Origin of the sequence: Altibacter sp. HG106, from assembly GCF_028561755.1 — a bacterium.
GTDB lineage: Bacteria > Bacteroidota > Bacteroidia > Flavobacteriales > Flavobacteriaceae > DFVG01.
Genome location: NZ_JAQQTD010000008.1, coordinates 13676 through 27718 on the forward strand (window position 1 = coordinate 13676; position 14043 = coordinate 27718).

The following is a 14043-nucleotide window of genomic DNA, read 5'->3' on the forward strand; positions in this document are numbered from 1 at the left end:
CCTTAGGAGCGCAACTATCGATTAGTTATAATTTACTTCTTGCTTTTCGCGCGTCATTTCTTCCAGCTCCTCCTTGCTTCCTACGATAATTGTATCGTAATCACGCATTCCGGTTCCGGCAGGAATCTTATGACCCACAATCACATTCTCTTTCAATCCTTCGAGCTCATCGATCTTACCGCTTACTGCAGCCTCGTTTAATACCTTCGTAGTTTCCTGGAAGGAGGCAGCCGAAATAAACGACTTGGTTTGAAGTGACGCTCGTGTAATTCCTTGTAGAATTGGAGTTGCGGTAGCATTTACCGCATCCCTGGCTTCTACCAACGCTTTATCGGAACGACGTAACTGAGAATTCTCGTCACGAAGATCACGTGGCGTGATGATCTGACCCTCTTTTAAGGTTTCTGAATCACCTGCGCTTGTTACCACTTTCATTCCGAAGAGCTTATCATTTTCTTCGATGAAGTCATATTTATGCACCAATTGATTCTCCAAGAAGGTAGTATCTCCCGGATCCTGGATCTGAACTTTACGCATCATTTGACGTACGACTACCTCAAAGTGCTTATCATTAATCTTCACCCCTTGCAAACGGTATACCTCTTGAACTTCATTCACAAGGTATTGTTGTACCGCTGAAGGTCCTTTGATCTTCAGGATATCGGTAGGTGTAATCGCTCCATCAGAAAGCGGCATACCGGCTCGTACGTAGTCGTTCTCCTGAACCAAAATCTGATTCGAAAGTTTTACTAAGTACTTCTTCACCTCGCCTAATTTCGACTCGACGATAATTTCACGGTTACCACGCTTAATTTTTCCGAAGGAAACTACCCCATCGATCTCACTTACAACTGCTGGGTTCGAAGGGTTACGCGCTTCAAATAGTTCGGTTACTCGTGGCAGACCCCCAGTAATATCACCGGCTTTAGCCGACTTACGCGGAATCTTGACCAAGATCTTACCGATCTTGATCTTTTCGTCATCTTCCACCATCAAGTGAGCCCCCACCGGAAGGTTATAAGAACGAATCACTTCGTCTTTCTTCCCTAGGATGTGTAGGGTTGGGATTTTCTTCTTATCTCGAGATTCTGAAATTACTTTCTCCTGGAAACCCGTTTGTTCATCAATTTCCACCTGATAGGTAATTCCTTGCTCGATATTTTCAAATTTCACTTTTCCGGCGAATTCTGAAATAATTACACCGTTGTAAGGATCCCACTGACATACTACTTCGCCCTCTTTCACTTTTTGCCCATCTTTGATGAACAAAGTAGCTCCGTAAGGAATGTTGTTATTACTTAAGGTAATTCCGGTTTTCTCATCGATCACCTTCACTTCCGACGTACGAGAAATCACGATATCCACCGCGTTTCCTTCCGCGTCTTCTCCCTTTACAGTTTTCAGGTCTTCGATCTCGGCCTTACCACTGTATTTTAAAATCAGTTTGTTCTCTTCGGAAATGTTTCCGGCAATACCTCCCACGTGGAACGTACGAAGCGTCAACTGTGTTCCCGGCTCTCCAATAGATTGCGCGGCAACAACTCCAACGGCCTCTCCTCGCTGCACCATTTTATTGGTAGCCAGGTTTCGACCGTAACACATCGAACAAATACCCTTTTTCGCCTCACAGGTCAAGGCAGATCGCACTTCAATACTATCTACGGCAGAATCACCAATTCTCTTGGCGACAGCTTCCGTAATATGGTCTCCGGCACTTACCAATAAATCTTTCGTAAGCGGATCGTACACATCGTTCAAAGAGGTACGACCTACGATTCGGTCTTCTAATTTTTCGACTACTTCTTCGTTCTTCTTCAAGGCAGAGACTTCAATTCCGCGTAGCGTTCCACAGTCTACCTCGTTGATGATCACATCTTGAGAAACATCTACCAATCGACGTGTTAGGTATCCTGCATCCGCCGTTTTCAATGCGGTATCGGCAAGACCCTTACGCGCACCGTGCGTTGAGATAAAGTATTCGAGAATGGAGAGTCCTTCTTTAAAGTTAGAAAGAATCGGGTTCTCAATAATTTCTCCTCCACCGGAGTTCGATTTTTTCGGCTTCGCCATCAATCCACGCATACCGGTAAGCTGACGAATCTGTTCTTTCGAACCACGCGCTCCGGAATCAAGCATCATATACACCGAGTTGAAACCTTGTTGGTCTTCGCGAATACGCTTCATCGACAATTCGGTCAATTCAGCATTCGTCGCTGTCCAGATATCAATCACCTGATTGTAACGTTCGTTGTTGGTGATCAATCCCATGTTATAGTTGGCGATAATACCATCTACCTGCTCGTTGGCAGAATCGATCATGGTTTGTTTTTCCGAAGGAATAATAATATCCCCTAAGCTGAAGGACAATCCACCTTCGAAAGCGAACTTATATCCAAGGCCTTTGATCTCATCTAGGAAATTCGCAGTTTCCGGTACTGAAGTTACTTTCAAAATATCGCCAATGATGTCACGAAGCGACTTTTTTGTCAATACTTCATTGATGAACCCGGCATTTTCTGGCACGTAGTCGTTGAACAACACACGGCCCAGGGTCGTGGTGATCAATTGTGGCACCAACTCACCTTCTTCATTAAAATCTTTTGCGCGAATCTTGATCTCAGCATTCAGGTCTACGCGCTCTTCGTTATAGGCGATAATGGCTTCTTCGGAAGAGTAGAACGTAAGGCCTTCTCCTTTTACCTGATGGTCTTTAGTGGATTTGCGCAACTTGGTCATGTAGTACAGTCCCAATACCATATCCTGAGACGGTACCGCTACCGGTGATCCGTTTGCAGGGTTTAGGATATTGTGCGACGCCAACATCAACAGTTGTGCTTCCAATATCGCTTCCGGTCCTAATGGAAGGTGTACCGCCATCTGGTCCCCGTCAAAGTCGGCGTTGAATGCCGTACATACCAACGGGTGTAACTGGATTGCTTTACCTTCAATTAACTTGGGCTGGAAGGCCTGAATACCCAAACGGTGCAACGTTGGAGCACGGTTCAGTAATACAGGGTGTCCTTTCAGTACATTTTCAAGAATGTCCCAAACTACCGGTTCTTTTTTATCGATAATCTTTTTCGCTGATTTTACCGTTTTCACGATGCCACGCTCGATAAGCTTACGGATCACAAATGGTTTGTACAGCTCTGCGGCCATGTCTTTCGGAAGACCACATTCGTATAATTTTAGTTCAGGTCCTACAACGATTACTGAACGTGCTGAATAATCCACACGTTTACCGAGTAGGTTCTGACGGAAACGTCCTTGCTTTCCTTTCAAGGAATCAGAAAGTGATTTCAACGGACGGTTACTGTCGGTTTTTACTGCGGAAGACTTACGGGTATTATCAAATAACGAGTCTACCGATTCCTGAAGCATACGCTTTTCGTTACGCAAGATTACTTCCGGAGCTTTGATCTCCATCAATCGCTTCAGACGGTTGTTACGAATAATCACACGACGGTACAGGTCGTTTAAGTCGGATGTCGCAAATCGACCCCCATCCAATGGTACCAATGGACGCAATTCCGGCGGAATTACAGGAACCACTTTCATGATCATCCATTCTGGATTGTTCTCCCGATTGTTGTTCGCTTCACGAAGAGCTTCCACTACTTGAAGACGCTTCAAGGCTTCTGTCTTACGTTGTTTCGACGTTTCGTTGTTGGCTTTGTGACGCAACTCGAATGATAAGGCATCGAGGTCAATTCGCTTCAACAATTCAATCAAACACTCGGCCCCCATCTTCGCGATGAACTTGTTCGGGTCGCTATCTTCCAAGTACATGTTTTCTTGCGGAAGGCTATCAAGTACGTTCAAGTATTCTTCTTCCGTCAAGAATTCCATTTTGTTCAAGGGCTCGCCTTCTTCATTCTTTGCGATCCCCGGCTGAATTACTACGTAGCGTTCGTAGTAGATGATCATGTCTAATTTCTTAGACGGCAATCCTAATAAGTATCCGATTTTATTCGGAAGGCTTCGGAAATACCAAATATGTGCGACAGGAACTACTAAGTTAATGTGCCCCACGCGGTCGCGACGTACTTTCTTTTCGGTCACTTCTACCCCACATCGGTCACACACAATCCCTTTATAGCGGATACGTTTATATTTACCACAGGCACATTCGTAATCCTTTACAGGACCAAAAATACGTTCACAGAAAAGTCCGTCACGCTCCGGCTTGTGCGTACGGTAATTGATCGTTTCCGGCTTCAACACTTCTCCTCGAGATTCTGCCAAAATAGATTCGGGAGAGGCCAAACCAATAGAAATCTTGTTGAATTTCTGTACTGTGTTTTCTTTATTTCTTGCCATAATGCTGTAAAAATCTTTAAATGTTGTTACGGGTGAGGCCTAGCCTCGTGGAATGCGATGCCCCGCTTTCGCGGGGGATCTTTTATTCCTCTAATCGAATATCCAAACCAAGTCCTTTCAATTCGTGCATCAACACGTTGAAAGATTCTGGTAATCCGGGTTCCGGCATGGCTTCTCCTTTTACGATACTCTCGTAAGTCTTGGCCCGGCCGATCACGTCATCCGATTTAACCGTCAATATTTCACGCAGGGTACTGGAAGCTCCATAAGCCTCAAGTGCCCAAACCTCCATCTCACCAAAACGCTGACCACCAAATTGGGCTTTACCACCTAATGGTTGCTGCGTAATCAATGAGTACGGTCCGATAGAACGGGCGTGCATCTTATCATCTACCATGTGGCCCAGTTTCAGCATGTAGATCACACCTACGGTGGCAGGTTGATCGAAGCGTTTTCCGGTACCTCCATCGTAGAGGTGTGTGTGTCCGAAACGTGGAATTCCGGCATCATCTGTTAGTTCGTTGATCTGATCGATAGTGGCACCGTCAAAAATTGGCGTCGCAAATTTGCGTCCTAATTTTTGTCCGGCCCAACCGAGTACCGTTTCGTAAATCTGACCGATGTTCATACGAGAAGGTACCCCAAGTGGATTCAATACGATGTCTACTGGTGTTCCATCCTCCAAGAACGGCATGTCTTCTTCACGAACAATACGTGCAACGATACCTTTGTTACCGTGACGACCCGCCATCTTATCTCCTACTTTTAGCTTACGCTTTTTGGCGATATACACTTTGGCAAGTTTCAAGATTCCGGAAGGAAGTTCATCTCCAACAGAAATCGTGAATTTCTCACGGCGCAAGTTTCCTTGCAGATCATTTTCTTTAATTCGGTAGTTGTGCATCAAGTCGGCTACCATCGCATTTAAGTCGTCATCTGTCGTCCAGGTTCCGCCTGTTAAGTGCGTGTAGTCGTCTACGGCGTTCAACATTTTAAGTGTGTATTTCTTTCCTTTCGGGAAGACTACTTCACCTAAATCGTTGGTAACACCTTGTGCTGTTTTTCCGCCAATGATAGCAAACAGTTTTTCTACCAGGACATCTTTTAGGGCTTCGAATTTACTTTCGTATTTCAATTCAAGCTCTGCAATGTCTTCTTTATCTTTTGCTCGTTTGCGCTTGTCTTTGATCGCACGCGCAAAGAGTTTTTTATCAATTACGACGCCGCGTAGTGATGGGGATGCTTTTAAGGAGGCATCTTTCACATCTCCCGCTTTGTCCCCAAAGATGGCGCGAAGTAATTTCTCTTCCGGCGTTGGATCACTTTCTCCTTTCGGTGTGATCTTACCAATTAAGATATCTCCAGGCTTTACTTCGGCCCCCACACGAATCATTCCGTGTTCGTCAAGGTCTTTGGTTGCTTCTTCGGAAACGTTTGGAATATCATTCGTCAATTCTTCGTTTCCAAGTTTGGTATCACGTACTTCAAGCGCGTATTCGTCGATGTGAATAGACGTAAAGATATCTTCACGTACCACTTTTTCAGAAATCACGATCGCATCCTCAAAGTTGTATCCTTTCCAAGGCATGAAGGCTACCTTCATGTTACGGCCTAGTGCCAGTTCCCCGGCTTCCGTAGCATACCCCTGACATAACACCTGACCTCTTTTTACGCGATCTCCCTTGCTTACAATAGGCTTTAGGTTGATCGAGGTACTTTGGTTTGTCTTTCGGAACTTGATCAAATCGTAGGATTTGCTATCACTGTCGAAGCTCACCATACGCTCTTCCTCCGTACGGTCGTACTTAATGGTGATCATATTGGCATCTACATACTCTACTTCTCCATCCCCTTCCGCATTGATCAATACTCGAGAATCGGACGCTACCTGACGTTCCAAGCCGGTTCCTACGATCGGAGAATCCGCTCGCAATAGTGGTACCGCCTGACGCATCATGTTACTTCCCATCAAGGCACGGTTCGCATCATCGTGTTCCAAGAAAGGAATCAAGGAAGCTGAAATCGACGCGATCTGGTTCGGCGCTACGTCGGCATAATTCACTTGCGTTGGCTCTACCACCGGGAAGTCGCCCTCCTCACGTGCAATAACACGATCGGTATCGATAGTTCCATCTTTTTTCAATGGAATATTCGCCTGCGCGATGAGTTTTTCTTCTTCTTCTTCCGCAGAAAGGTAGATCGGTTCGTTTTTGATATCGATCTTTCCTTCTTCCACCTTACGATACGGGGTTTCAATAAATCCGAGATTGTTCACTTTAGCGTAAACGGAAAGCGAAGAAATCAAACCAATGTTAGGTCCTTCCGGCGTTTCAATCGGACACAATCTTCCGTAGTGCGTGTAATGAACGTCACGAACCTCAAAGCCGGCACGTTCACGAGATAAACCTCCAGGCCCTAATGCCGACAAACGACGCTTGTGCGTAATTTCTGCCAGTGGATTGGTTTGATCCATGAACTGCGATAGCTGGTTCGTTCCGAAGAACGAATTGATCACAGAAGACAAGGTCTTGGCGTTAATCAGATCGATAGGCGTAAACACTTCGTTATCACGAACGTTCATACGCTCGCGAATGGTACGCGCCATACGGGCCAGTCCGACACCAAATTGCGAAGACAACTGCTCTCCCACGGTACGCACACGACGGTTACTCAAGTGGTCGATATCATCGATCTCTGCTTTGGAGTTGATCAGCTCAATTAAATATTTTACGATGGTAATGATATCTTCTTTGGTAAGCACTTGCTTATCCATATCGATATCAAGACCTAATTTTTTGTTCATTCGGTACCGACCTACTTCACCAAGTTTGTAACGTTGGTCGCTAAAAAATAACTTGTTGATAATACCACGCGCCGTCTCTTCATCTGGCGGCTCTGCATTACGCAACTGACGGTAAATGTGTTCTACCGCTTCTTTTTCGGAGTTGGTAGGATCCTTTTGCAAGGTGTTGTGGATAATAGCGTAGTCTGCTAATTGGTTATCCTCCTTGTGTAATAAGATCGTTTTGGTTCCTGAATCTAAGATTTCTTCGATGTGTTCTTTTTCCAACACGGTATCACGATCTAAGATGATCTCGTTACGCTCAATAGAAACCACTTCTCCGGTATCTTCATCCACGAAATCTTCGTGCCATGTCTTCAACACACGAGCGGCCAGCTTACGCCCCATGTATCGCTTTAAGCCCGTTTTAGTGGCTTTAATTTCTTCCGCCAGGTCAAAGATCTCCAGGATATCTTTATCGCGTTCAAAACCAATAGCACGGAATAAAGTCGTTACCGGAAGCTTCTTTTTACGATCGATATACGCGTACATCACACTGTTGATGTCGGTTGCGAATTCAATCCAAGAACCTTTGAATGGGATCACACGCGCAGAATATAATTTTGTTCCATTGGCGTGGAAGGATTGTCCGAAGAATACTCCGGGAGAACGGTGCAACTGAGACACGACCACACGTTCGGCTCCGTTAACAACGAACGAACCGCTCTGGGTCATGTAAGGAATGGTTCCTAGGTACACATCCTGTACGATGGTTTCAAAGTCTTCATGCTCCTCATCGGTACAGTATAATTTTAAACGAGCCTTTAAGGGCACGCTGTAGGTCAACCCGCGTTCGATACACTCTTGAATGGAGTAGCGTGGTGGGTCAACAAAATAGTCTAAAAACTCTAAGACGAATTGGTTACGGGTATCAGTAATAGGGAAATTCTCCATGAAGGTTTTGTAGAGCCCTTCATCACTTCTTTCTTCTGATTTGGTTTCCAACTGGAAAAAATCCTGGAAGGATTTTACTTGGATGTCCAAAAAGTCGGGATACTCCGGCTTGTTTTGTACAGAGGAAAAATTCAATCTTTCAGTTTGCGTTGCTGACATCTATGGACGGAATTTTAATTAAAAAAACTATGAATGCGTACATCGAAAATGATAGAACCTTTATATACGCAAAATGGTTTAGGTCTAATCTGCTTCGAGAAAAGACCTAAACCGTAAGGTTTGGGCTAGCCGGGCTTATTTAAGCTCAACCTCAGCTCCAGCTTCTTCTAACTGAGCTTTTAGTGCTTCAGCTTCGTCTTTAGAAACACCTTCTTTAATTGGAGAAGGAGCTCCATCAACTAGCGCTTTTGCATCCTTAAGACCTTGTCCAGTCAATTCTTTCACAAGTTTTACAACTGCTAATTTAGAACCACCTGGAGCGGTAAGGATTACGTCGAATTCGGTTTGCTCGTCGGCTTCGTCACCTCCACCAGCGGCAGCACCACCAGCAACAGCAACAGCTGCAGCAGCGGGCTCAATACCGTATTCTTCTTTTAGGATATCGGCCAACTCATTAACTTCTTTTACTGTTAGGTTAACCAATTGTTCTGCGAAATCTTTTAAATCTGCCATTTTCTATCGTTTTAAAAAAATTGTTGTTTTTATATAAATTAATTAGTGCAATATGCTATCCTTCCTTTTCGGAAAGGGTTTTAAGAATACCAGCGATGGTACCTCCACCAGACTTAAGGGCGGAAATAACATTCTTAGCAGGCGATTGAAGTAATCCGATGATGTCTCCGATAACTTCTTCTTTGGATTTGATCTCTGAAAGGGTATCCAACTTGTCGTCTCCTACGAAGATGGCCTCTTCAATAAAGGCACCTTTTAGGATCGGACGATCCGATTTCTTTCTGAATTCCTTGATCACTTTCGCCGGAGCGTTTCCGGTTTCAGAAACCATTAACGAGGTGTTCCCTTTAAGTACTTCAGACAAATTGCCAAAGTCCTTTTCGGTACTATCCATTGCTTTCGCCAATAGCGTATTCTTAACAACGTTCAACTTTACACCGGCTTTGAAACAAGCGCGACGCAATCTGGTTGTTGTTCCTGCATCAAGACCCGAAATATCAGCCAAATACACGATATTGTTCTCGTTCAGCTGCGCAGTCAAATCTTGAATTACTTGGGCTTTTTCTTCTCTTGTCATAATTTCTTGATATTACTGCTCGGTAAATCTTTTGGTGTCGATTTCAACGCTAGGACTCATCGTACTAGACATAAAAATACTTTTGATATAGACACCTTTTGCAGCCTGAGGCTTCAATTTTACCAGGGTCGTTAATAATTCTCTTGCGTTTCCGGCGATCTTTTCAGCATCAAATGACGCTTTTCCGATTGCCGCGTGAACGATTCCGGTCTTATCCACTTTAAAGTCGATTTTACCTGCTTTCACATCAGAAACTGCTTTAGCAACGTCCATTGTTACCGTACCGGTCTTGGGGTTAGGCATTAATCCACGAGGTCCTAAAATGCGTCCTAGTGGTCCTAATTTACCCATCACACTCGGCATGGTTACGATGACGTCGACATCGGTCCATCCTCCTTTGATTTTATCGAGGTATTCGTCTAAACCAACATAATCTGCACCTGCTTCTTTAGCTTCCGCTTCCTTATCGGGCGTTACTAAAGCCAATACTTTTACGTCTTTTCCCGTTCCGTGTGGAAGGGTTACCACACCACGCACCATTTGGTTCGCTTTTCGTGGGTCAACGTTTAATCGTACGGCTAGGTCTACAGAGGCATCGAAATTTACGTTGGTAACTTCTTTAATTAAAGCAGAGGCTTCCGCTACCGTATAGGTTTTATCCTCTACTTTCAGCATCGCTTCTTTTTGCTTTTTTGTTAATCTTGCCATTGTATAGATTCTTTTCTAGATTAAAAAGGTGCAGCACCTTTTACTTTCACTCCCATTGAACGTGCAGTACCGGCTACCATTTTCATAGCAGACTCAACGGTAAATGCATTTAAATCGGGCATTTTGTCTTCAGCAATTGCACGAACCTGATCCCAAGAAATGGTCGCCACTTTACGTGCGTGAGGTTCACCAGAACCTTTCTTCACTTTGGCAGCTTCCAAAATCTGCACTGCTGCGGGAGGTGTTTTAATGACGAAGTCAAACGACTTATCCTTGTACACCGTAATCACAACAGGAAGTACTTTACCTTGCTTATCTTGAGTTCGGCCGTTAAATTGCTTACAGAACTCCATGATATTAACACCGGCAGCACCTAAAGCGGGTCCAACTGGAGGGGACGGATTCGCCGCACCACCACGAACTTGCAACTTTACTACTTTATCTACTTCTTTTGCCATTGTTTAAATTTTACTGCGATTTTTCCTTATGTGGAAGCTAAAGAAAAAACCTATTTATAGCGTAACAATTATATTTTCTCTACTTGCATGTAACTTAACTCCAGCGGAGTTTTTCTTCCGAAGATCTTCACCATCACCTCAAGCTTGCGCTTTTCTTCATTGATCTTCTCTACGGAACCGTTAAAGCCGTTGAACGGTCCATCGATTACCTTTACTGTTTCTCCAATCACATACGGTATGTTTACGTTCTCGTCCTTCACCGCAAGTTCATCGACTTTACCGAGCATTCGATTCACCTCTGATTGTCGCAACGGAACAGGATCGCCTCCTTTAGTTTCTCCTAAGAAGCCAATCACCCCATTGATCGATTTAATAATATGTGGTATCTCACCAGCCAGACTTGCTTGAATCATGATATATCCGGGAAAGTAAACACGTTCTTTATTTACCTTTTTCCCGTTTCGGATCTGCACTACTTTTTCGGTAGGCACCAACACTTGTTCAATGTAGTCTTCCAGCTCCAATCGGGTAATTTCGGTTTCGATATAAGATTTAATCTTATTCTCCTGCCCGCTTACCGAACGAACCACATACCAATTTTTTGTACTCTTCGTTTCAGCCATCTCTCTCCAGATTACGATTTAATCCAATCGAAGTACAGTCCGATCAATTTGCTGAAAACCGTATCTACACCCCAGATAGCCAAGGCCAACACTACTGAAAATGCTGCCACCACAACGGTAAGACGTTGCGCTTCTGCCCAGCTAGGCCAAGTAACATGGTTTTTCAACTCGTTGTATGATTCTTTGATGTAGTCTACCATTGTAAAAATATTTTATTCGGATTTTAATCTCCTAGCACGGGTTGAGAGACTCGAACTCCCGACACCTGGTTTTGGAGACCAGTGCTCTACCAACTGAGCTAAACCCGTAAACCAACACGATCAACGATCATGTTTTTTATATTATTAGGAGGCTTCATCTTGGTAGCACGCTACCAACGCTGTGCCGCCTGTTACAGAAACCCCTTAAACAAAAGTCAAGGCATCCTGCGAATGCAAGACACCTTAAGACTTTTATATAGTACCTGTAATTAGTCTAGGATTTCAGTTACCTGTCCTGCACCCACTGTTCTACCACCTTCACGGATAGCGAAACGCAATCCTACATTCAAGGCGATAGGCTGGATAAGGTCTACGGTAATTGTAAGGTTATCACCTGGCATTACCATTTCAACTCCGTCAGGTAAGTTGATGTTTCCTGTTACGTCAGTCGTACGTACGTAGAACTGCGGACGGTAGTTATCGTGGAATGGTGTGTGACGACCACCTTCTTCTTTCTTAAGGATATACACCTCAGCTTTAAACTTAGCGTGTGGTGTTACAGAACCAGGCTTGGTAATTACCATACCACGCTTAATGTCTGTTTTTTCAATACCACGAAGTAAGATACCTACGTTATCTCCAGCTTCTCCACGGTCAAGGATCTTACGGAACATCTCTACTCCGGTGATCGTTGAGGTAAGCTTTTCAGCACCCATACCGATAATTTCTACAGGGTCTCCAGTGTTTGCAACACCTGTTTCGATACGACCGGTTGCAACCGTACCACGACCTGTAATAGAGAATACATCTTCGATAGGCATCAAGAAAGGCTTGTCTACTTCACGAGTTGGCTCTTCGATCCAAGAGTCTACTGCCTCCATTAATTCAAGTACAGTATCTACCCATTTTTGCTCACCGTTCAAAGCACCAAGTGCAGAACCAGCGATCACTGGACCGTTATCTCCATCATACTCATAGAAAGAAAGCAAGTCACGGATTTCCATCTCAACAAGCTCTAAAAGCTCCTCATCATCTACCATGTCTACTTTGTTCATGAACACAACGATACGAGGAATTCCAACCTGGCGTCCTAAAAGGATGTGCTCACGCGTTTGTGGCATAGGTCCATCCGTCGCAGCAACAACAAGAATCGCACCGTCCATCTGAGCAGCACCTGTTACCATGTTCTTTACATAGTCGGCGTGACCAGGACAGTCTACGTGTGCGTAGTGACGGTTCTGAGTTTGATATTCAACGTGTGAAGAGTTGATCGTAATCCCTCTTTCTTTTTCCTCAGGTGCGTTATCGATTTGATCGAAAGAACGTGCTTCTGAATAACCGGCATCTGCCAATACCTTAGTAATGGCAGCTGTCAATGTAGTTTTACCGTGGTCTACGTGTCCAATAGTCCCCACGTTCAAGTGAGGCTTCGACCGATCGAATGTTTCTTTAGCCATTTTGTATTAATTTAATCTTAGTTATAATTTAGTGTTCTATTTATTACATCGTTGAGCCAATGAGGGGATTTGAACCCCTGACCTCTTCCTTACCAAGGAAACGCTCTACCCCTGAGCTACACCGGCGTAAAGATTGTTCTTTCTCTGTTTGAGAAGAAGCCGTTGTTCGTAAAAACAACCTTAGAGCGGGAGACCGGGTTCGAACCGGCGACATTCAGCTTGGAAGGCTGACGCTCTACCAACTGAGCTACTCCCGCATTTTATCCTGATTCCTCAAGAAAGGTTTTTCAATATGTCAAAATGATGTGTACAACATCAAAAAGGCGTGCAAAGATAGCGATATTCAACTAGGTTTCAAAATTCTAATGCAGAATAATATAGAACCAAGGCACTTATCTCAAAGTGCATCCATACTTGCACCGCACTTTTAGGATTACCTCGCTATGCTAGGTGATCCTGGATTGGTGACCCAATCCAAAGAATTTTCAATCAAAGCCTTACAAAAGCGAGCTTTCATTTGCTTATCAATATTCAAGGAACATCATGGATTACCTCGTTACACTCGGTGATCCTGGATTGGTGACCCAATCCAAAGAATTTTCAATCAAAGCCTTACAAAAGCGAGCTTTTGACAGCTTCTTCGAAAATTCTTGGTGGGGAGAGCAGGATTCGAACCTGCGAAGTTAAAAAACAACAGATTTACAGTCTGTCCTCGTTGGCCGCTTGAGTATCTCCCCTAAGCCTTTCAATATTAAAAAAGAACGTTTAAATGCTCTTAAAAAAGAGCCGATGAAGGGACTCGAACCCCCGACCCCGAGATTACAAATCACGTGCTCTAGCCAGCTGAGCTACATCGGCCGTTACGTCCTTTTCTATGTGAACTTTTCAGCATAAAAAAGTCCGCTATTTCTAACGGACTGCAAATGTATGTAAATATTTTATTCTAAAAAATTTTTTCAATAAAATTTCATTAGGCATGTGCCCTTTGTTTTTGTTTTCGTTTTTTCAGTTGTCGTTCGAGCGATTGAATGCATTCATCTGTAGCGGCTTCAAAGGTTTTCGCCTCTTTCTTACAAATCAGATCTCCGCCAGGAATACTGATTAAAATTTCTGTGTGCTTGTTCTCTTTTTCGCTGGTCTTCTGAACTTTCAGAAATACATCGGCAAAAATAATTCGGTCGTAAAATTGTTCCAGTTTGGAAAGTCTTTTTTCAATGAATTGAACGAGTTTGACATCCGCTGCAAAATTTGGGGCTTGCACATTTACTTTCATACGCGAAGATTTAGGTTAC

11 protein-coding genes and 5 tRNA genes are annotated in these 14043 nt (G+C 44.0%); 1 reads left to right on the forward strand and 15 read right to left on the reverse strand.

Annotation, left to right across the window (positions count from 1 at the left end):
- Positions 1–21: 21 nt before the first annotated feature.
- From rpoC to PO830_RS13305, 12 genes are all read right to left on the reverse strand, one after another.
- Positions 22–4320: a DNA-directed RNA polymerase subunit beta' gene (gene rpoC, locus PO830_RS13250; protein WP_272854061.1), complete on the reverse strand. Its 4299-nt coding sequence runs from the start codon at positions 4318–4320 to the stop codon at positions 22–24.
- A gap of 82 nt (positions 4321–4402) precedes the next feature.
- Positions 4403–8215: a DNA-directed RNA polymerase subunit beta gene (gene rpoB / locus PO830_RS13255; RefSeq protein ID WP_272854062.1), complete on the reverse strand. Its 3813-nt coding sequence runs from the start codon at positions 8213–8215 to the stop codon at positions 4403–4405.
- Positions 8216–8350: 135 nt separating this feature from the next.
- A complete protein-coding gene (gene rplL, locus PO830_RS13260; protein WP_272854063.1) occupies positions 8351–8728 on the reverse strand; it encodes a 50S ribosomal protein L7/L12 in 378 nt (125 codons plus the stop codon).
- Positions 8729–8783: 55 nt separating this feature from the next.
- Positions 8784–9305: a 50S ribosomal protein L10 gene (gene rplJ / locus PO830_RS13265; RefSeq protein ID WP_272854064.1), complete on the reverse strand. Its 522-nt coding sequence runs from the start codon at positions 9303–9305 to the stop codon at positions 8784–8786.
- Between the two features lie 12 nt (positions 9306–9317).
- Positions 9318–10013 (reverse strand): 50S ribosomal protein L1, encoded by a 696-nt coding sequence (gene rplA, locus PO830_RS13270; protein WP_272854065.1) that lies wholly within the window; start codon positions 10011–10013, stop codon positions 9318–9320.
- A gap of 20 nt (positions 10014–10033) precedes the next feature.
- Positions 10034–10471, reverse strand: coding sequence for a 50S ribosomal protein L11 (gene rplK / locus PO830_RS13275; RefSeq protein ID WP_272854066.1), 438 nt, complete (start codon positions 10469–10471; stop codon positions 10034–10036).
- Positions 10472–10539: 68 nt separating this feature from the next.
- On the reverse strand, positions 10540–11094 hold the full coding sequence (nusG, locus tag PO830_RS13280; protein ID WP_272854067.1) for a transcription termination/antitermination protein NusG: 555 nt from the start codon (positions 11092–11094) through the stop codon (positions 10540–10542).
- A gap of 11 nt (positions 11095–11105) precedes the next feature.
- Positions 11106–11294 (reverse strand): preprotein translocase subunit SecE, encoded by a 189-nt coding sequence (gene secE / locus PO830_RS13285; protein ID WP_442870112.1) that lies wholly within the window; start codon positions 11292–11294, stop codon positions 11106–11108.
- A 35-nt stretch (positions 11295–11329) separates the two neighbouring features.
- Positions 11330–11402: transfer RNA gene (locus PO830_RS13290), tRNA-Trp, on the reverse strand.
- A 161-nt stretch (positions 11403–11563) separates the two neighbouring features.
- Positions 11564–12751: an elongation factor Tu gene (gene tuf / locus PO830_RS13295; protein WP_272854068.1), complete on the reverse strand. Its 1188-nt coding sequence runs from the start codon at positions 12749–12751 to the stop codon at positions 11564–11566.
- Positions 12752–12805: 54 nt separating this feature from the next.
- A tRNA-Thr gene (locus PO830_RS13300) sits at positions 12806–12877 on the reverse strand.
- 58 nt (positions 12878–12935) lie between these two features.
- A tRNA-Gly gene (locus PO830_RS13305) sits at positions 12936–13008 on the reverse strand.
- Positions 13009–13294: 286 nt separating this feature from the next.
- On the opposite strand from PO830_RS13305, the gene PO830_RS13310 reads away from it, so the two are divergent.
- The gene (locus PO830_RS13310) at positions 13295–13438 is read left to right on the forward strand and encodes a hypothetical protein (protein ID WP_272854069.1); all 144 of its coding nucleotides are present in this window, start codon (positions 13295–13297) and stop codon (positions 13436–13438) included.
- On the opposite strand, the gene PO830_RS13315 is transcribed toward PO830_RS13310, so the two are convergent.
- The 3 genes from PO830_RS13315 to hpf all read right to left on the reverse strand — a co-directional run bounded on the left by PO830_RS13315 (position 13403) and on the right by hpf (position 14024).
- Positions 13403–13488 (reverse strand) — tRNA-Tyr (locus PO830_RS13315). The genes PO830_RS13310 and PO830_RS13315 overlap by 36 nt on opposite strands.
- A gap of 47 nt (positions 13489–13535) precedes the next feature.
- Positions 13536–13609, reverse strand: a tRNA-Thr gene (locus PO830_RS13320).
- A 112-nt stretch (positions 13610–13721) separates the two neighbouring features.
- Positions 13722–14024, reverse strand: coding sequence for a ribosome hibernation-promoting factor, HPF/YfiA family (hpf, locus tag PO830_RS13325; RefSeq protein ID WP_272854070.1), 303 nt, complete (start codon positions 14022–14024; stop codon positions 13722–13724).
- Between the last annotated feature and the right edge of the window lie 19 nt (positions 14025–14043).